A 17,178-nucleotide genomic window follows, 5' to 3' on the forward strand; every position below is an offset into this window, starting at 1 on the left:
CACGGCGACATTGGTGATGCCGTGCTCCTTGGCGAGATAGTAGGCGGTGGCAAGGCCATGGCCGCCGCCGCCGACAATCACCACGTCATAGGACGGCTTGGGCTCCGGCTCGCGCCAGAGCGGCTTCCAGTTGCGGTTGCCGGTGAGCGCGTTGGCGAGGAGGCTGAAACCCGAATAGCGCATGGACGCATCTTGCGCCGAGCCTTCGAGGCGGATTGACATTCCGCGACGCTTGCTTGACGTTTTGCGACATGGGCAAGCACAGCATCTCGACCCAGAGCGTCGGCTTCCTCTTGGTGCCGGGCTATGCGCTCATGTCCTATGCCGCGGCGGTCGAGCCGCTCCGCGCGGCGAATTTGCTCTCGGGCAAGGAGCTTTACCGCTGGTGGCATGCGGCGCCAGGCGGCAAGCCGGTGACTGCCTCCAACGGCGTCGCCATCATCCCCGATTGCGGCACCGATCGCGACCGGCAGGCGGACATGGTCTTTGTGTGCGCGGGCGGCAATCCCGCGCTGTTCGAAGACAAGTCCACCTTCGCCTGGCTCAGGCGGCTTGCGCGGAGGGGCGTCACCATCGGGGGTATCTCGGGAGGGCCTTATATCCTGGCCAAGGCAGGGTTGCTCGAAGGGCGCCGCGCTACGCTCCATTGGGAACATCTGCCCGCCTTCCGCGAAGCCTTCCCCGACGTCGAGGTGGTGCCGTCGCTGTTCGAGATCGACGGCAACCGCATCACCTGCTCGGGCGGCATCTCGGCGCTCGACCTGATGGTGGCGCTGATCGAGCGCGACCATGGGCGCCAACTTGCCGCCTCGGTCGGCGACTGGTTCCTGCACACCCATATCCGCGAGGGCTTCGGCCCGCAGCGCATGGACCTGCGCTACCGGCTCGGCATTGCCGACGAGAAACTGCTTTCAGTGCTTCGCGCCATGGAAACGAGCATCGAGATGCCGAAGCCGCGCGAGGCGCTCGCCCGCCAATCGGGCATCTCGCTCAGGCAACTCGAACGGCTGTTCCGCCGCCATATCGGCCACGGCATCCACGCGCATTACCGCTGGCTAAGACTTGAGCGGGCGCGCCAGCTGCTGCGCGAGACGACGCTCCCCGTGCTCGACGTGGCGCTCGCCACGGGCTTCGCCTCGTCGAGCCAGTTCGCCAGGGCCTATAAGCGGGCCTTTGGCGAGCCGCCCAGCGAGACGAGGCTAAGCGGTGAAAGCTTTCGCTGAGTGAGCAACACCTGCCCGGATCGTGCTAGGCTCCGCCCGATTCCGGCGAAAGTCTCTGCGATGGAGGCAGGATGGCGACGAAATCGATAGCGCGCAAAGCGCCCAAGGCCGCTCCGGCCACCAAGCGGGACGCGCCGCGCGCGGTTCCGCTGCAGGTGACGGAGGAGCGGGAGGCCCCCTATGTAACCGGCTCGAACGCGCCGACCACGGGCGAGCTCAGACTCGAAGTTTCGATCGGGCGTCGAGTCAGAGTGCTCCGCCAGCGTCTTCAGCTCACGGCGACCGAACTCGCCACCGAGGCCGGGCTCTCGCCCGGAATGTTGTCGAAGATCGAGAACGGCGGAACCTCGCCCTCGCTGTCGACACTGCAGGCTCTGGCGCGGGCGCTGAACGTGCCCATGACGAGCTTCTTTGCCGATTTCGAGGAACGGCGCGACTGCTCCTATGTCCGTGCCGGACAGGGCGTCTTGATCGAGCGGCGCGGCACCAAGGCCGGCCATCGCTACGCGCTGCTCGGCCACTCGCTCTCGGGCGACATCGTGGTCGAACCTTATCTCATCACCTTGAGCGAGGATGCGGAGCCCTACGCGCTGTTCCAGCATGACGGGGTCGAGTTCATCTACATGCTGACCGGCAAGGTGGTTTATCGCCATGCGGACAAGCTCTATCCGATGTCGCCGGGGGACGCCTTGTTCTTCGACTCAGGCGCCCCGCATGGCCCGGAGGAGCTGGTCGAGCGGCCGATGACCTACCTCTCGATCATCATCTATCCGCGCAGTTGAGGCCTTGGCGTATTTCCCCATAGGAAAAATTATTTCATGTGGGTTGACGAAGGGGGTCGCTCCGTAGCATGGTGAAGGCCCGGTTACTTGGAGCTTTCCAGCCATGTGCGGCATTGTCGGCCTCTTTCTCAAAGATCCCGCGCTTGAGCCCGAGCTCGGCCACCTGACCGAGACCATGCTCGCCACATTGTCGGACCGCGGTCCCGACAGCGCGGGCTTCGCCGTCTATGGCGAAGGGCGGATCGGCGAGACCAAGCTCACCTTGCGCGGCCCATCGGCCTCGGCCATGGCCGACATCGCCGAGCACATTCGCCGCGCCTTCACCGATGCCGATGTCGAACTGTTCGACACCCATGCCGTGGCCAGCATTGAGGACCAGTCGGTTGGGAAGTTCGAAGAGTGGCTGGCCCAGCATGCGCCGGCAGTCGATATCGTCGGCCGCGGCAAGCGCATGGCGCTGTTCAAGGAAGTGGGCCTGCCGGAGAAGGTGGCCGAACGCTTCGGCCTCGGCGCGATGAAGGGCACGCACGCCATCGGCCACACCCGCATGGCGACTGAGTCGGCGGTGACGACCGACGGCGCCCACCCCTACTCGACCGGCAAGGACCAGTGCCTCGTTCATAACGGCTCGTTGTCCAATCACAACAACCTCCGCCGCATCCTGAAGCGCGAAGGACTCACTTTCGAGACCGAAAACGATACCGAAGTCGCGGCGGGTTACCTCACCTGGCGCATGCGCGAGGGGCTTTCGCTCGGCGATGCGCTTAAAGTCAGCCTCCAGGATCTCGACGGATTCTATACGTTCGTGGTCGGAACCGAGAACGGCTTCGGCGTGCTGCGCGACGGCATCGCCTGCAAGCCGGCGATCATGGCCGAGACCGACCGCTACGTGGCATTCGGCTCCGAATACCGCGCGCTTGCCGGGCTGCCCGGCATCGAGAACGCCCGCGTGTGGGAGCCGGAGCCGGCAACGGTCTATTTCTGGGAGCGCTAAGAGCGATGCCCGAGGTCGATCTCGCTACGACGCCCTTGCGTACGGTGAACGCGGCGCTGCATGCGCTGAGGCCGGATACGAACGAGAGGCACTGGGTCATCGACAATCCCGCCGGGCGGCATGCGATTGCGGCCGGTCTCGACGCGCCGATTACTGTCGAGATCAGAGGCCCCGTCGGCTATTACTGCGCCGGCATGAACAAATACGCGACGGTTGTGGTCCACGGCAGCGCCGGGACCGGTGTCGCCGAGAACATGATGTCCGGGTTCGTCCACGTCATGGGCGATGCGAGCCAGTCGGCCGGCGCCACGGGCCGCGGCGGGCTCTTGCGCATCGACGGCAACGCCTCCTCGCGCTGCGGCATCTCGATGAAGGGCATCGACATCGTCGTGCGCGGCTCGGTCGGCCACATGAGCGCGTTCATGGCGCAGGCCGGCAATCTCGTGGTTTTCGGCGATGCCGGCGATGCGCTCGGCGACTCGATCTACGAAGCGCGGCTCTTCGTGCGCGGCAGCGTCAAAAGCCTCGGCGCCGACTGCATCGAGAAACCGATGGAGGACAAGCATAAGCAGGCGCTGCACGATTTGCTCGGCCGCGCGGGAATGAACGGGCAGATCGACGTCTCGGAGTTCAGGCGCTACGGCTCTGCCCGCAAGCTCTACAACTTCCACGTCGACCACGCCGGAGCCTATTGATGGACGCAACGCCCAGGACCACCCCTCGCCCATCGGCGACTTTCGACGATTACACCCTGTCAGAGATCAGGCGCGCGGCAGGCAGCGGCATCTATGATATTCGCGGCTTCGGCGCCAAGCGCAAGGTGCCGCATTTCGACGATCTCTTGTTTCTCGGCGCTTCGATGAGCCGCTATCCGCTGGAAGGCTACCGCGAGAAATGCGGCACCGACGTCTGGCTCGGCACCCGTTTCGCCGAGAAACCGATTCACATCAAAATCCCGATCACCATCGCCGGCATGAGTTTCGGTTCGCTCTCGGCGGAGGCCAAGGAAGCGCTCGGGCGGGGCGCCTCCCAGGTCGGAACCTCGACGACGACCGGCGACGGCGGCATGACCGAAGAGGAGCGCGGGCACTCGAACATCCTCGTCTACCAGCTCCTCCCCTCCCGCTACGGCATGAACCCGGACGATCTCAGGCGCTGCGACGCGATCGAAATCGTGATCGGCCAGGGCGCCAAGCCGGGCGGCGGCGGCATGCTGCTCGGCCAGAAGATTTCCGACCGCGTCGCCGAGATGCGCACGTTACCGAAGGGCATCGACCAGCGCTCGGCCTGCCGCCACCCGGATTGGACCGGCCCCGACGATCTCGAGATCAAGATCGAGGAATTGCGCGAGATCACCGACTGGCAGAAGCCGATCTATATCAAGATTGGCGGCTCGCGGCCCTACTACGACACGGCGCTCGCCGTGAAGGCCGGCGCCGACGTGGTGGTGCTCGACGGCATGCAGGGCGGAACGGCGGCGACGCAGGAAGTCTTCATCGAGCATGTCGGATTACCGATCTTGGGCGCGATCAGGCCTGCGGTGCAGGCGCTCCAGGACCTCGGCATGCACCGCAAGGTTCAGCTCATCGTCTCGGGCGGCATCAGGAACGGCGCCGACGTGGCCAAGGCGCTCGCGCTCGGCGCCGATGCGGCGTCGATCGGCACCGCCGCGCTGATCGCCCTCGGTGACAACGATCCGACACTCGAGGGCGAGTATCGCGCACTCGGCACCACGGCCGGCTGCTATGACGATTGGCACGAGGGCCGCGACCCCGCCGGCATCACCACGCAGGACCCCAAGCTTTCGGCGAGGCTCGATCCTATGCTCGGTGGGCGCAGGCTCGCCAATTATCTTACCGTGCTCACGCTCGAGACGCAGACCATCGCGCGTGCCTGCGGCAAGAGCCACGTGCACAATCTCGAACCCGAGGATTTGGTTGCGCTCACGGTCGAGGCGGCGGCCATGGCGAAGGTGCCCCTTGCCGGCACCAGTTGGATTCCAGGCATGGAGGGATAGTTCATTTCGGAAAGGGGTGGAGTCATGGCGATAGATTTGGCAAAGGCCGCGAAAGAGCGCGGGATCAAATATTTTCTCATCTCCTACGTCGATCTGTTCGGCACGCTCAGGGCGAAGCTCGCCCCCGCCGCCGCGATCGGCGACATGGCGAAGGAGGGCGCAGGGTTCGCCGGCTTTGCCAGCTGGCTCGACATGACGCCGGCCGATCCCGACGTGCTCGCCATTCCCGATCCGGCGAGCCTGATCCAACTCCCGTGGAAGCGCGAAGTCGGCTGGCTCGCGGCCGATCCTTATATGAACGGCAAGCTGGTCGATCAGGCGCCGCGCAATATCCTGAAGAAGGTGAAGGAGAAGGCGGCCAAGCAAGGCTATCAGCTCAAGACCGGCGTCGAATGCGAATATTTTCTGGTGAGCCCGGACGGCTCGGCGATCAGCGACGCAGCGGACACCCAATCGAAACCCTGCTACGACCAGTCGGCGCTGATGCGGCGCTACGACGTGATCAGCGAGATCTGCGATTCGATGCTCGAGCTCGGCTGGGGCCCGTACCAGAACGACCACGAGGACGCCAACGGCCAGTTCGAGATGAACTGGCTCTACGACGACGCCCTCGTCACCGCCGACCGCATGGCCTTCTTCAAGTATATGGTCAAGGCGATCGCCGAGAAGCACGGGCTTCGCGCCACCTTCATGCCGAAACCCTTCGCCAACCTGACCGGCAGCGGCTGTCACGTCCATAGCTCGCTGTGGAAGGACGGCAAGAACCTGTTCGAGGACGGCAATGACAGCATGGGCCTGTCGCGCACGGCCTATAACTTCATCGGCGGGGTGATGAACGCCGCGCAAGAGCTGTGCTCGATCACCAACCCGACGGTGAATTCCTACAAGCGCATCAATGCGCCGGTCACGCTGTCGGGCGCGACCTGGTCGCCGAACACGGTCACCTATGCCGGCAACAACCGCACGCACATGATCCGCATTCCGGGCGGCGGACGGTTCGAGCTGCGCTTGGCCGACGGGGCGGCCAATCCCTACCTGCTCCCCGCCGCGCTGCTCGTCGCCGGTCTCGAAGGCATCAGCAAAGGCATCGATCCCGGCAAGCCCCTCGACATCGATATGTATGCCGAGGGCCACAAGGCGCCAAAAGACACCAAGAAACTCCCGCTCAACCTGCTTGATGCGCTGAGACTGACGGCAAAATCGGACCTCTTGCGCCGCGAGCTCGGGAGCGAGTTCGTCGACTCCTACGTCAAGCTCAAGATGCGCGAGTGGGACGACTATTCGCGGCAGCTCACGCCGTGGGAGCGGGCCAATACGCTTGACTGCTAAGCCGCTCAAAAAAAGGGCATGCCAATGCAGGCAGCGCATATTTCTTGTACTGGCAAGAAAGTTTCTTTCCTGCTAGTGTAGTTGAAGGACTGGTGCGGCTTTCGAGTTCGAGGGGGAACGTCATGGCTGCGGGTTCCAAACAAACTACCGCTTCGGAAGAACTTAAATACGCCTCGGGAAACCTGAAACGGGAAACCGGCTGGTGGGGCGCCTTCGTCATCGGCCTCGCCGGCACAATTCTCGTCACCGGTATCGCTCCGGTAATGGTGACGGCGCTCGGCGCGTCGTCGATTCCGATCACCGTCTTCATCACGCTTACCGGCTGGCTGCTCTGCCTTTTCCTGGCCGAGCTCGCCGCCATGATGCCGGAGCGCACCGGCGGGTCGCCGTCCTATGCATATCCCGCCTTCAAAGACCGCTGGCCAAGGTTCGCCAAGCACATCAACGGCTTCACCGCCTGGGCTTATTGGCTTGGCTGGTTCCCGGTGGCGCCGCTCAACATGATCCTCGCCTCGTTCTATTTGGCTGATCGGTTCCACCTCAATACGACGGCTGGCTTCACCCCGATTCACACCTTCATCGCCTGGTCGACGCTCATCATCTCGATCCTCGGCATCCTGCTGTTCTTCATTCCCGCCTATCGGGGCATCCGCGTCGGCGCGACCTTCGCCACGGTCCTCGCGCTGTTGTCGATGATCCCGCTGACCTTCATCGCGATTGCCTGGATCTTCAATCCAAGCGTGGTGAATTTCGGCGAGCTTTCAGGGTTCCCGCGCGTCGACGGGTCGAGCTTCTTTGCCGATCTCGGCGGGTTCAAATGGTGGCAGGTCTATATCGCCTACGGGTTCCTGCTCACCTGGAACGTGATCGCCATGGAGGCGGCGGCTTGCTACATCGGCGAGTGCGCCAATCCCGATCATGACGCGAAGATCGCGATGAACCTCGAAGGCGCATACGGGGTGTTCATCTACACCCTGGTGCCGATCGCTTTCATCATCGTGCTCGGGGCCAAGGCGCTCGCCGACCCGTCGCTCGCCGATCCGAAGACGATCTTCGTGACGTTTGCCGGCAAGGTATTCCCGGGCGTGGGCGGCGAAATCTTGAACTGGATCGTCGCCTTCATGCTCATCGTCGCTCTCGCGCTGTCGGCGCTGAACGCCATCATGGGTTCGGGGCGTGCCCTCTACCAAATGGCGCTCGACGGCGAATTCCCGACCTGGTTCACCAAGGTCAACGAACACGGCGTCCCGGCGCGCGCCATGGCGTTCAACGTGGTCGCCTCCCTTATCGTCGTGCTGATGGGCGGAGCAGTGGAGATCTATAGCTTCTCCAACGTCGGCTACACGGTATCGTTCCTGCCGGTGCTGATCGGCTATTTCCTGCTGCGCCAGGACAAGCCGAACCTCAGGCGGCCGTTCAAGCTGCCGGAGTTCATGAAGTACGTGGCGCTGCTGCTGGCAGTGATCTACTTCGTGTTCTGGCTGTTCGGCGGATTGTGGTACTCGCAGCTCGGCAACGTTCAGATTTACTACTGGCTCGGCTGGGCGACGCTCCTCGCCTATCTGCCTCTGTATTGGTACCGGCGCGTCGAGGACAAGCGCGCGCCTGCCGTCGGGGCCAAAGGCAGACCGGCGTGATCCTTATCACAGGATAATGATGCCTCGACGGGCGCCCAAGCGGCGCCCGTCTTGCTTTTTGGCGACGACTCTGCGTGACTTGGCCCCTCGATGCGGCTAGTCGGTTGCCCAGCGACTTTATGGAATTCCTATATCGTCATGGCGCCAGTCCCCTCGCATTTTTATGGCCGCGGCCTTCATTCTAGCGGCCTGTCTTGTCCTAGACCGCTGGCGCACACGAGATGGCTCTCAATTCAGAGGTTCGGCGCGATGCCTTTGCACCCGCACGGGCGGCACGACGCACTACTCCCTTGACGCCGCCTTCGCCCGCCAAGATCGGTCCCATGGAAGAGGTGGCGGACTTCCTCGCCAAATCCCCGCCGTTCGATGCGCTATCCAGGGACGAATTGCTGGATGTGGCAGCCGCCGTCGCCGTCAGGACCTACCCGGCCGGAACCGACATCCTGGTCGAGGATGGCCCGCCCGCGCCCGAGCTTTTCGTGATCAGGAGCGGTGCGATCGAACTGCGCCACCAGGACGAAATCGTAGATATCCTCGAGCCGGGCGAAAGTTTCGGTCACCCGTCGCTGCTGACCGGCATGGCGTCCGCCTTCACCGTGAGGGCGCACGACGACGCGAGTTGCTACACGATCAATCGCGAGCTTGCGCTCGAGGTGCTCGGACGCCCGGCCGGAGCCATTTTCGTCGCCCGTACCATGCGCGAGAGGCTTACCCGCACCGGGCATACCGTGCACGGACTGCCCGAGGTTCGTACCATCCGCATCGGCAATCTGGTGAAGGGAGCGCCGGTGTTCTGTGCGCCTGACCGCTCGATCCGCGACGCAGCGACTTTGATGAGCACCGAAGGCGTCTCCGGGGTGCTCGTTACCGCCGAAGGCGGCCTCGGCATTGTGACCGACACAGACTATCGCCGGAGAGTCGTGGCGGGCAATGTTGCACCGGACGCTCCGGTCACGACGATCATGAGCCGCCCGCTCCTGACCGTGAGCGCCGAGCGCTACGTGATGGATGCGGTGCTTGATATGCTTTACGCGGGCGTGGAGCATCTTGCCGTCACCGATCCGCGCGGTGCGGTCATCGGCCTGCTGTCGGCGGGGGACCTTCTGGGGCTCGCTTATCGCACTCCGTTTGCGCTGCGCGCCGCCATCCTCAAGGCTTCCACCGAAGCGGCCCTCGACGCGGCAGTGAAACAACTGCCGGACATGTTCGTGACGCTGGTCGGCGCGGGACTCAAGGCGCCCGACATCGGACGCGTTCTTGCCCTCAACTGCGACGCAGTGACGTCGCGCCTCATCGATTTCGCCATCTCTCGACACGGGGCGGCCCCCTGCCCATGGGCTTGGCTTGCGCTCGGAAGCGTGGCGCGGCGGGAGCTCACGCTTGCGTCGGACCAGGACAACGCGCTCGCCTACGCCGATCCCCCCAGCCCCGAGGCCGATGCGTATTTCGAACGCATCGCTCAGGACGTGAATGCCGGTCTGGTCCGTGCCGGATTCGGCGCCGATATTTCTGGCGTGGTGGCGGGCAACCGCCTGTGGCGCATGTCAGAATCGCAATGGGTGCAAACCTTCAGGGATTGCCTCACTTCGCCGGACCTCTCGCATCTGGTGCGGGCGGCGGTGTCGTTCGACTTCCGGCAGGTGTCCGGAGGTTTGGAGGTAACGCCTCCGCTCGTCGCCGTGATGCGGAACGCCCGCGCCTATCGCGGCTTCCTCACCCAACTCGCGCGCACCGCCACTGACGTCGTTCCGGCAATTCCGCACCGGTTCTTCCTGTCGCGGTGGCAGCAACAGGAAATCGACCTCAAGAAGGGCGGGAGCGTGCCGATCGCCAACTTAGCGCGCTTCCACGCGCTCGCGAACGGTATCACCATCTCCTCGACCATCGACCGGCTCAAGGCCGCAGAGGCGCTCGGCGCCATCACCAGGGAAACCGCACAGTCGCTGCTCGAGGCTTTTGAGGTGATCTATCGCGTGAGGCTCGAGCACCAGGCCGAACAAGTCCGCGCCGGCGCGAAGCCCGACAACCTGATCCGTCCCGAACAGTTGCAGCCCGCGGCGCGCGCCGAGTTGCGCGAAGCCTTCAACGCCATCGGCCGCGCCCAGCAACAGCTCTACCGGTTCGTCCCCCTCGGAATCTGACTCTCTAGGCGAGGAAGACTTCGAGGGCTCCGAGTACCCGGACGCAGCCGACCGCGCGAGCCATATGCAGGTGACCGCAGACGACTCTTGGTCGGCCGAGGATTTGCCATGCCTGCCCTACCGCCAAGGACGAGGGATCGGGCGTGAAGCCGAAGAAATGATAAACGAACGACGGCGGCGTGTGGGTTACGAGGAGATCCACGCGACCGACATCGTAAAAGCGGGCGATATCTGCCTCGGTTACTCGCTCTTCCGGCCACCAGTCCACGTCGCGTTGACGATAGGGAAGGTCGATGACCGAATCGCCGCCGCCGAGAAACGCGATGCGGCGCCCGTCCAGCTCGAGCACCGTGCCGCGCGGAACGTAGATCAGGTTCGGCGCCATCTCGGTCGGCGTGGCGATGCCGCGATAGGACGGCTCGTGATCGTGGTTTCCTGTCACGTAGTAAACTTTGCGCGCAAGACTAGGGACGCCTCTGCCGGCCGGTTTCAAATCATCGCCGTGGAGGCCGAGATCGCCGACTTGAATCGCCACGCCGACGCTGGGCGGAAGCTCCGAGACCACGCCGGCGAGCCGATCAAACGAGCGATGCACATCCCCGATGAATGCGATCAAATCATGCAATCCTCGAACCCACCCGCTCGCGCGAGACCGAGCTCACTTGCCGTCGGTCACGAGATAGACGGGGACCGGCGCAAGACGCCGCACGCGATATGGCTCTTGCGACCAAACCATCCCGGATAGAAACCAATGCATCGGCGGATCGGCGCCCATCACGATGGCATCCGCCCCGCGGCGTCGCGCTTCGGCAAGGATCCGCTTGGCCGCATTGCGCGTGCCCGACACCTCGCCGCTCGCCTCGATATGGCGGCGTTTCATCCACGTGACGATGTCTGCTACAGCGTCATAGCGCTCCTTCATCTCCCGCTTGCTCGGCAACAGACCGGGATGAGGCAGCCCGAAGCTCGTCCCCCAGATGCGGGCGATCGAGATCACGTGCACCTTGGCGTCTGCCTTCTCTGCCATGCGCTTGGCGAGCTTCATGGCCGCTTCGGAGAAAGGCCGCCCTTCGGAGGCGAGAAGAATCAATTTGCCGGAAAAGGCGTCGGGCGGCGGCGCTTCGGGCGGCGCGCGCCACGGCCAGCGCGGCATGAGAGGTGCGGCGATGGTCATAGTCTTTGTCTCGGCATCGAGCCGTCCCTGAGCATCAAGACCTCGAACAAAACGTGCAGCGGCCCGGCGGCCAATGAGCCCGATCGGAGGAGTCCGCCGCCCGCGCGATCAATGACGGCGCGCCACTTGCGCGTTCGCGTGCCTGCTTTCCTTCAAACGTCTCCTCTCGGCTTCCTTGCGCACGGCCGCCTTGAGCTGGAGCAGTTCGGCGTCGGTGAGCAGGGCAATGGCCCGCAGCAATTGTGCGAGTGTGGTCTCCCCGTGTTCGATCATTTAGCCTTCCACCTCGACATTCTTGTTGTTGGTAGCGTCGCCTAAAATGCTAAGTGGGGCACGGGGTCCAGTCAACTGTAATGAAATAAGTTTTCCTTACAGGAAAGATGCTGGAACCTACCCAAAGGTTCGCAACCCGGTCATGGCATTGAAAAAGCACCCCTCTCAGTCGCTGCGCGACGACTTTCTCGCCTGGCAGTGCCGCATCAGGCAGATTGCCATGCGGACCGATGCAGGACGCCCATCTCCGGGCATGACACCGCGCGTGTTAAGCGCTTCGGGCGAGGTGGTGACCGGCAGATTGACCGTGCTGATCCTGCCGAAGGAGCCCGACGAGTCGACCTCCTTCTTCCGCTTCCAGGTGATGCGCTCAGCCGATCCGCGCGACATCTATCAGCGCGGGCTTGCTTATCTTCAAGCGGATTATTTTCAGGAACCGCACACGTTCAGCGACCGCGTGACCGCCGTGCTCGATCGCACATCGAGACTCGCCGCAACGCTCCTCGCCGAAAAGACATGCGTGCTCGAATTCGAGCAGTTCTCGCAATTGTACCGCATCCCTTGCGTGGTGCGGCGGCTCGGCGCGGGCGAGCACGCCCGCGAGGCGAGCCTTTGGCATAACCGCATCTTCAACCCGTCGCTGTCGGACGATGCTCTCGTCCTCGAGTTCCGGCCCGATTGGGCCAAGACGGTGGCGAGCGTCTGACGAGGCTCGCGCCTAGAATTTGCGGTAGGCCTTGTTGAGGTCGTTCAATGGATGCTTGGGCGAGGTCTGGAAGCGCACGAGGAGCTCGCGCGCCAGCATGTCGCGATCCTGCTGATTGTCGGGCAGCTTCATCTCTTTCGGGATGCGCACCCAGCCGTTGATGTTGCGATCGAAGATCGCGGGCTGGCCGGCCTCGTAACCCATATGGACGTCCTCGAGCCAGTTGAGGTCGTCCCAGCCCATGAACTCCATATAGGCCTTGAGATAGGGCGTGAGCCGGTCGTAATCGGGAACGAGATTGACGTCGTAGCGATAGCCGATGTGCTGACCGATCGCCTGCTCGCGCGCGGTATCGAGGCCGGCGGCATCCTTCAGATATTTGTCGATATCGCTCTGCGGCTTCGCCTTCTTGGCGGTCTTCTCGGGCTTGACCGCCTTGCCGTTCTTGCCGCTCTTTGCGTTCTTGCTCATCGGCGAAGCTCCATTCAAATCTTGTGATAGTTCTCGACACCGACCGTGTAGTCGGTGCCGGCAAGCGGAACCTGCGCCATGGCGGAGGCTTCCATGGTGAGTGCCGCGAGGTCCTCCGGCTCGAGGCTGTGCACGCTCGTCTTGCCGCACGCGCGTGCCAGCATTTGCGCCTCGAGCGTAAGGGTGTGCAGAAAGTTGTAGACGCGCTCGGCGGCCTCATCGGGATCGAGCCGCTTCCTGAGCTCGGGGTCCTGCGTGGCGACGCCGACGGGGCAGCGGCCGGTATGGCAATGGTAGCAATAGCCGGCGGGAACGCCGATCTCGTTCTCGAAGTCGGCTTCGGGAATGTCCTTGTTGCAGTTGAGGGCCATCAGCACGGAATGGCCGATGGCCACCGCATCGGCGCCGAGCGCGAGGGCCTTGGCGACGTCGCCGCCGTTCCTGATGCCGCCAGCATAAACCAGAGAGATTTCACCGCGCTTGCCGAGCTCGTCGATGGCGCGGCGCGCCTGGCGAATGGCAGCGATGCCGGGAACGCCGGTGTCTTCCGTGGCGATATGCGGGCCTGCGCCCGTGCCGCCCTCCATCGAATCGATATAGATCGAGTCCGGCCCGCATTTCACCGCCATGCGCACATCATCATAGACGCGCGCGGCGCCGAGCTTGAGTTGGATGGGAATCTCCCAGTTGGTGGCCTCCCTGATCTCCTCGATCTTGAGAGCGAGGTCGTCAGGACCGAGCCAGTCGGGATGGCGCGCGGGTGAGCGCTGGTCGATGCCGGCGGGAAGCGAGCGCATCTCCGCCACCTGGTCGGTGACCTTCTGGCCCATCAGATGGCCGCCGAGGCCGACCTTGCAGCCCTGGCCGATGAAAAACTCGCAGGCGTCGGCGAGACGCAAATGATGCGGGTTGAAACCGTAACGCGACTGGATGCACTGATAGAACCATTTGACCGAGTAACGGCGTTCGTCGGGGATCATGCCGCCCTCGCCCGAGCATGTGGCCGATCCCGCCATGGTGGCGCCGCGCGCGAGCGCGATCTTCGCCTCATAGGAGAGAGCGCCGAAGCTCATGCCGGTGACATAGACGGGGATGTCGAGCACCATCGGCCGCTTGGCGCGGGGACCGATCACCGTCTTGGTGTCGCATTTCTCGCGATAGCCTTCGATGACGAAGCGCGTCAGCGTGCCGGGCAGGAAGGTGAGATCGTCCCAGTGCGGTATCTTCTTGAAGAGGGAGAAGCCGCGCATGCGGTAGCGGCCGAGTTCCGACTTCACATGGATGTCGTTGATTACCTCAGGGGTGAAGATCTGACTCCGCCCGAGGATGAACTTCTGCGACTCGGCCGGCGTCTTCGCCGCGCCGTTTCCCCCGTTTCTGTTTTTCTTCGCCATCGTGCCCGGTCCTTGCCTCGTCACAGCACCAGTTTCTTTTCGGTCGGCTCGAGATTGTCGTAGTTCCACAATTGCTTGCCGGCGACGATCTTGCGGAAGGCGCCGATGCCGCCCTTGGGGCCCACGTCGTACATGCGGAGCTTGCGCTCGAGCCATTTGCGGTCGAGGTCGTTCATCTCGCTCCACACGGCGTCGACGCCGAGGCTCTGCGGCTCGCCGCCGATATAAATGATCCCGTCGTACATCGAGTCGCCGAGATTCTTGCCGGCGTTGCCGCAGATCACCATGCGACCGCGCTGCATCATGAAGCCGGTGAAGGCGCCGGTATCGCCGCCGACGATGATGGTCCCGCCCTTCATGTCGATGCCGGTGCGCGAACCGACATTGCCCTTGCAGACAAGATCGCCGCCTCTGATCGCGGCGCCGAACTGGGAGCCGGCGTTCTTCTCGATCAGCACCGTGCCGCTCATCATGTTCTCGGCGCAGGACCAGCCGACGCGGCCGGAGATGCGCACGTTGGGCCCGTCGATCAGGCCAAGGCCGAAATAGCCGAGCGATCCCTCGATGATGAGGTTGAGCCGGTTCAGGATGCCGACCCCGATCGAGTGCTTGGCGCCGGGATTCTTGATGACGATGGTGCCGTAGCCGTCCTTCATCAGGCTTCTGATGCGCAGATTGACGGCGCTTGAAGAAAGATCGGAGGCGTCGATCTCGGCCCGCTTGTTGAAATCGACATCGAACGCCCCCGGAAGGGAGAAGCCGTGCTCCTCGTGAAGATCAATATCGAAGAATTTCTCGAGCGAGCGGCCGGAGAGCTTCTCCGTGTGCATGCCCATCTCATGGGACAGGCGCTCCTGCTCGGAAGGTGCCGATCGCGTCAGCGCTGCCATACGCGCACCTCCTCGTCGTAGGGGTCCGACGTGTCGATCTCGCGGGGAAGAAGGGCGCGGATGGCGACCTCTTCGGAGGCGAGCGCGACGAGATTGTCGCTTTCGTAGAGGACCATGGGCTTTGCCGCCATGGTGTCCTTGGCCATACCGAGCTCCTTGTCGGTGGCGACGAGGTAGGTGAACACGCCGTCGATTTCCTTGATCGAGGATTTGAGCGAGTCTTCCAGCGTCGCGCCCTGCTCGAGATTGTTCGCAGTGTAGACGGCGAGCAGCTCGGAATCGCAGTTCGACATGAAGCGGTGGCCGAGACGCTCAAGCTCGCGGCGCATGATCCAGTAATTGGTGATCTGTCCGTTATGGACGACCGCGATGTCGTTATAGGGATAGGCCCAATAAGGGTGCGCCGAGCGGATATCGACATCGGACTCGGTCGCCATGCGGGTGTGGCCGATGCCGTGGGTGCCCTTGAAGTTTCCAAGCCCATACTGATCGGAGACCCGGGTCGCATCGCCGAGGTCCTTGATCAGCTCGAGAGCGCTGCCGAAGGAGAGAACCTCGGCGCCTTCGATCTGCTCGATCTCGGTGGTGAGCTGGCGCGTGTCCCCGGAATAGCGCAAGCGGTAGCGGAAGGCATATGGCGTGGGCTCGGACGTCTCGATGACCTCGGCGCCAAGCTCGGCGAGCCGATTGTCGACCTCGGCCTGGCGCTCCCTGATCTTCTGCCGGATCCGGTGATCGGTGGCGAAATCCTCGGCCTCGGCGAGCTTGAGCCGCATGACATATTCGTCAGGCGCCGAGACGCCGTAGAGGGCAAAGCCGGTCGAGTCGGGACCGCGATGCTTGAGGCTTCTCAGCATCGCCGTCATCTCCTTGCCGACGCCGGTCGCGCCGTCGCGGTGGATGAGTCCAGCAATTCCGCACATTCAGTCATGTCCTCCCTAAAAATTCTTGGCGCTGCCGCTTGCCACATCGGGCGCGGCTTTCCGGCAAACCGGCTACGGCAGGCAGTCGAGATACATCTTCAAATCCCACTCGGTCGAGGTGTGAAGGAAACGCTCCCACTCATCCCGCTTATATTCGTCGTAGAGGCGGTACATCTCGCCGGGCAGAGCCGAGCGGATCACCTCGTCCTTCTTGAGCGCATCGAGCGCATCGCCGAGCGTCATCGGCAGCTTCCTCACCTGCTTGCCCGCCTCCATGGCCTGATAGATGTTGCGCTCCTCGGGCGGACCGGGGTCGAGATTGCGCTTGAGCCCGTCGTCCATCGCCTTGAGCAGCGCCGCCGCCATCAGATGCGGGTTCACCATGGCGTCCACGGCGCGATACTCGAAGCGTCCCGGGGCCGAAACGCGGAGGCCGGTGGTGCGGTTCTGGAAGCCCCAATCGGCGAACACCGGCGCCCAGAAGCCCGTGTCCCACAGGCGGCGGTAGGAGTTCACCGTCGAGCAGCCGATGGCGGTCAGCCCGCCGAGATGGGCGACGATGCCGCCGATGGCCTTCAACCCGATCTTGCCGGGAAGCTGGATATCGTCGGTATCCGGCATGAAGGTGTTTTCGCCGCCCTTGCGGTACATGTAGTTCTGCACCATGCCGGGCAGCTTGCCGTCGTCGTTGCCGAGCGTCTTCACCTCTTCCTCGCCGCCGCGCCACAGCGAGATGTTGTGGTGACAGCCGTTGGCGGACACGCCCATGAAGGGCTTGCACATAAAGCAGGCGATGATGTCGAACTCGCGCGCGACCTGAGCGCAGATCTGGCGGTAGGTGGCGAGCCGGTCGGCGGTGCGCGTACAGTCGTCGAAGGTGAAGTTGAGCTCGAGCTGGCCGGGCGAATCCTCGTGGTCGCCCTGGATCATGTCGAGACCCATCTTGCGGCAATAATCAATGACGCGGAGATAGACCGGACGCAGGCTCTCGAACTGATCGATGTGATAGCAATAAGGGTTGGAGTAGCCGCCGGCCGGCTTGCCGTCAGCGCCCTTCTTGAGCCACATCATCTCGGGCTCGGTGCCGTGCCTCAGCTCGAGCCCGTGGTCTTTCTTGAACTGCTCATGGATGCGGCGGAGATTGCCGCGGGCGTCAGCGGTGAGGAAGGCGCCCGGCTCCTCGCGCTCCTCGCGGTTGCGGAACAGGGTGCACCACAGCCGCGC

17 protein-coding genes and 1 pseudogene are annotated in these 17,178 nt (G+C 63.6%); 9 read left to right on the top strand and 9 right to left on the bottom strand.

Translation table 11 applies throughout. The features are described from left to right. Positions 1 to 183: pseudogene (locus VFB18_RS15630) on the bottom strand (sarcosine oxidase subunit beta); the annotation flags it as partial. Positions 184 to 251: 68 nt separating this feature from the next. On the opposite strand from VFB18_RS15630, the gene VFB18_RS15635 reads away from it, so the two are divergent. From VFB18_RS15635 to VFB18_RS15670, 8 genes are all read left to right on the top strand, one after another. Then, positions 252 to 1,223, top strand: coding sequence for a GlxA family transcriptional regulator (locus VFB18_RS15635; protein ID WP_324977430.1), 972 nt, complete (start codon positions 252 to 254; stop codon positions 1,221 to 1,223). Between the two features lie 71 nt (positions 1,224 to 1,294). After that, positions 1,295 to 2,005: an XRE family transcriptional regulator gene (locus tag VFB18_RS15640; RefSeq protein WP_324977433.1), complete on the top strand. Its 711-nt coding sequence runs from the start codon at positions 1,295 to 1,297 to the stop codon at positions 2,003 to 2,005. A 103-nt stretch (positions 2,006 to 2,108) separates the two neighbouring features. Beyond that, entirely contained in the window at positions 2,109 to 2,999 is an 891-nt protein-coding gene (locus VFB18_RS15645; protein ID WP_324977436.1) for a glutamine amidotransferase family protein, read from the top strand. 5 nt (positions 3,000 to 3,004) lie between these two features. Next, positions 3,005 to 3,694: a protein glxC gene (locus VFB18_RS15650; RefSeq protein ID WP_324977439.1), complete on the top strand. Its 690-nt coding sequence runs from the start codon at positions 3,005 to 3,007 to the stop codon at positions 3,692 to 3,694. Continuing rightward, positions 3,694 to 5,016 (top strand): FMN-binding glutamate synthase family protein, encoded by a 1,323-nt coding sequence (locus VFB18_RS15655; protein WP_324977442.1) that lies wholly within the window; start codon positions 3,694 to 3,696, stop codon positions 5,014 to 5,016. Before VFB18_RS15650 ends, VFB18_RS15655 begins: the two co-directional genes overlap by 1 nt. A gap of 24 nt (positions 5,017 to 5,040) precedes the next feature. Beyond that, positions 5,041 to 6,345, top strand: coding sequence for a type III glutamate--ammonia ligase (glnT, locus tag VFB18_RS15660; RefSeq protein ID WP_324977445.1), 1,305 nt, complete (start codon positions 5,041 to 5,043; stop codon positions 6,343 to 6,345). Between the two features lie 122 nt (positions 6,346 to 6,467). Then, complete coding sequence (locus VFB18_RS15665; protein WP_324977449.1) at positions 6,468 to 7,982, top strand: APC family permease; 1,515 nt, start codon at positions 6,468 to 6,470, stop codon at positions 7,980 to 7,982. Positions 7,983 to 8,203: 221 nt separating this feature from the next. Continuing rightward, a complete protein-coding gene (locus VFB18_RS15670; protein WP_324977452.1) occupies positions 8,204 to 10,123 on the top strand; it encodes a putative nucleotidyltransferase substrate binding domain-containing protein in 1,920 nt (639 codons plus the stop codon). 4 nt (positions 10,124 to 10,127) lie between these two features. Here VFB18_RS15670 and VFB18_RS15675 read toward each other — a convergent pair whose 3' ends face one another. The 3 genes from VFB18_RS15675 to VFB18_RS15685 all read right to left on the bottom strand — a co-directional run bounded on the left by VFB18_RS15675 (position 10,128) and on the right by VFB18_RS15685 (position 11,570). Beyond that, positions 10,128 to 10,739 carry a metallophosphoesterase gene (locus VFB18_RS15675; protein ID WP_324977455.1) on the bottom strand — a complete coding sequence of 204 codons (612 nt, stop codon included), beginning with the start codon at positions 10,737 to 10,739 and terminating at the stop codon, positions 10,128 to 10,130. Between the two features lie 42 nt (positions 10,740 to 10,781). Next, positions 10,782 to 11,297, bottom strand: coding sequence for a universal stress protein (locus VFB18_RS15680; protein WP_324977458.1), 516 nt, complete (start codon positions 11,295 to 11,297; stop codon positions 10,782 to 10,784). 108 nt (positions 11,298 to 11,405) lie between these two features. Then, a complete protein-coding gene (locus VFB18_RS15685; protein ID WP_324977461.1) occupies positions 11,406 to 11,570 on the bottom strand; it encodes a hypothetical protein in 165 nt (54 codons plus the stop codon). Between the two features lie 142 nt (positions 11,571 to 11,712). Here VFB18_RS15685 and VFB18_RS15690 point away from each other — a divergent pair, with 142 nt between their 5' ends. Beyond that, on the top strand, positions 11,713 to 12,276 hold the full coding sequence (locus VFB18_RS15690; RefSeq protein WP_324977465.1) for a hypothetical protein: 564 nt from the start codon (positions 11,713 to 11,715) through the stop codon (positions 12,274 to 12,276). A gap of 12 nt (positions 12,277 to 12,288) precedes the next feature. On the opposite strand, the gene VFB18_RS15695 is transcribed toward VFB18_RS15690, so the two are convergent. The 5 genes from VFB18_RS15695 to VFB18_RS15715 all read right to left on the bottom strand — a co-directional run. Then, on the bottom strand, positions 12,289 to 12,747 hold the full coding sequence (locus VFB18_RS15695; protein WP_324977468.1) for a hypothetical protein: 459 nt from the start codon (positions 12,745 to 12,747) through the stop codon (positions 12,289 to 12,291). 14 nt (positions 12,748 to 12,761) lie between these two features. Then, on the bottom strand, positions 12,762 to 14,141 hold the full coding sequence (locus VFB18_RS15700; RefSeq protein WP_324977470.1) for an FMN-binding glutamate synthase family protein: 1,380 nt from the start codon (positions 14,139 to 14,141) through the stop codon (positions 12,762 to 12,764). Between the two features lie 20 nt (positions 14,142 to 14,161). Then, positions 14,162 to 15,031 carry a GXGXG motif-containing protein gene (locus VFB18_RS15705; protein ID WP_324977473.1) on the bottom strand — a complete coding sequence of 290 codons (870 nt, stop codon included), beginning with the start codon at positions 15,029 to 15,031 and terminating at the stop codon, positions 14,162 to 14,164. Further along, positions 15,019 to 15,954 carry a glutamine amidotransferase gene (locus VFB18_RS15710; protein ID WP_324977476.1) on the bottom strand — a complete coding sequence of 312 codons (936 nt, stop codon included), beginning with the start codon at positions 15,952 to 15,954 and terminating at the stop codon, positions 15,019 to 15,021. The genes VFB18_RS15705 and VFB18_RS15710 overlap by 13 nt, the downstream gene beginning before the upstream one ends. Positions 15,955 to 16,026: 72 nt before the next feature. Continuing rightward, on the bottom strand, positions 16,027 to 17,178 hold a 1,152-nt coding region (locus VFB18_RS15715), incomplete at its 5' end, for a glutamine synthetase family protein (RefSeq protein ID WP_324977478.1).

The sequence above is a fragment of the Methyloceanibacter sp. genome (assembly GCF_035650995.1).
Taxonomy (GTDB): domain Bacteria; phylum Pseudomonadota; class Alphaproteobacteria; order Rhizobiales; family Methyloligellaceae; genus Methyloceanibacter.

Bases quoted from the DNA above. Each gene is read 5' to 3' on its own strand.
- VFB18_RS15705 (WP_324977473.1), bottom strand. From the start codon at position 15,031: ATGGCAGCGCTGACGCGATCGGCACCTTCCGAGCAGGAGCGCCTGTCC.
- VFB18_RS15670 (WP_324977452.1), top strand. From the start codon at position 8,204: ATGGCTCTCAATTCAGAGGTTCGGCGCGATGCCTTTGCACCCGCACGG.
- VFB18_RS15680 (WP_324977458.1), bottom strand. From the start codon at position 11,297: ATGACCATCGCCGCACCTCTCATGCCGCGCTGGCCGTGGCGCGCGCCG.
- VFB18_RS15710 (WP_324977476.1), bottom strand. From the start codon at position 15,954: ATGTGCGGAATTGCTGGACTCATCCACCGCGACGGCGCGACCGGCGTC.
- VFB18_RS15665 (WP_324977449.1), top strand. From the start codon at position 6,468: ATGGCTGCGGGTTCCAAACAAACTACCGCTTCGGAAGAACTTAAATAC.
- VFB18_RS15650 (WP_324977439.1), top strand. From the start codon at position 3,005: ATGCCCGAGGTCGATCTCGCTACGACGCCCTTGCGTACGGTGAACGCG.
- VFB18_RS15645 (WP_324977436.1), top strand. From the start codon at position 2,109: ATGTGCGGCATTGTCGGCCTCTTTCTCAAAGATCCCGCGCTTGAGCCC.
- VFB18_RS15690 (WP_324977465.1), top strand. From the start codon at position 11,713: ATGGCATTGAAAAAGCACCCCTCTCAGTCGCTGCGCGACGACTTTCTC.
- VFB18_RS15635 (WP_324977430.1), top strand. From the start codon at position 252: ATGGGCAAGCACAGCATCTCGACCCAGAGCGTCGGCTTCCTCTTGGTG.
- glnT (WP_324977445.1), top strand. From the start codon at position 5,041: ATGGCGATAGATTTGGCAAAGGCCGCGAAAGAGCGCGGGATCAAATAT.
- VFB18_RS15695 (WP_324977468.1), bottom strand. From the start codon at position 12,747: ATGAGCAAGAACGCAAAGAGCGGCAAGAACGGCAAGGCGGTCAAGCCC.
- VFB18_RS15640 (WP_324977433.1), top strand. From the start codon at position 1,295: ATGGCGACGAAATCGATAGCGCGCAAAGCGCCCAAGGCCGCTCCGGCC.
- VFB18_RS15685 (WP_324977461.1), bottom strand. From the start codon at position 11,570: ATGATCGAACACGGGGAGACCACACTCGCACAATTGCTGCGGGCCATT.
- VFB18_RS15700 (WP_324977470.1), bottom strand. From the start codon at position 14,141: ATGGCGAAGAAAAACAGAAACGGGGGAAACGGCGCGGCGAAGACGCCG.
- VFB18_RS15655 (WP_324977442.1), top strand. From the start codon at position 3,694: ATGGACGCAACGCCCAGGACCACCCCTCGCCCATCGGCGACTTTCGAC.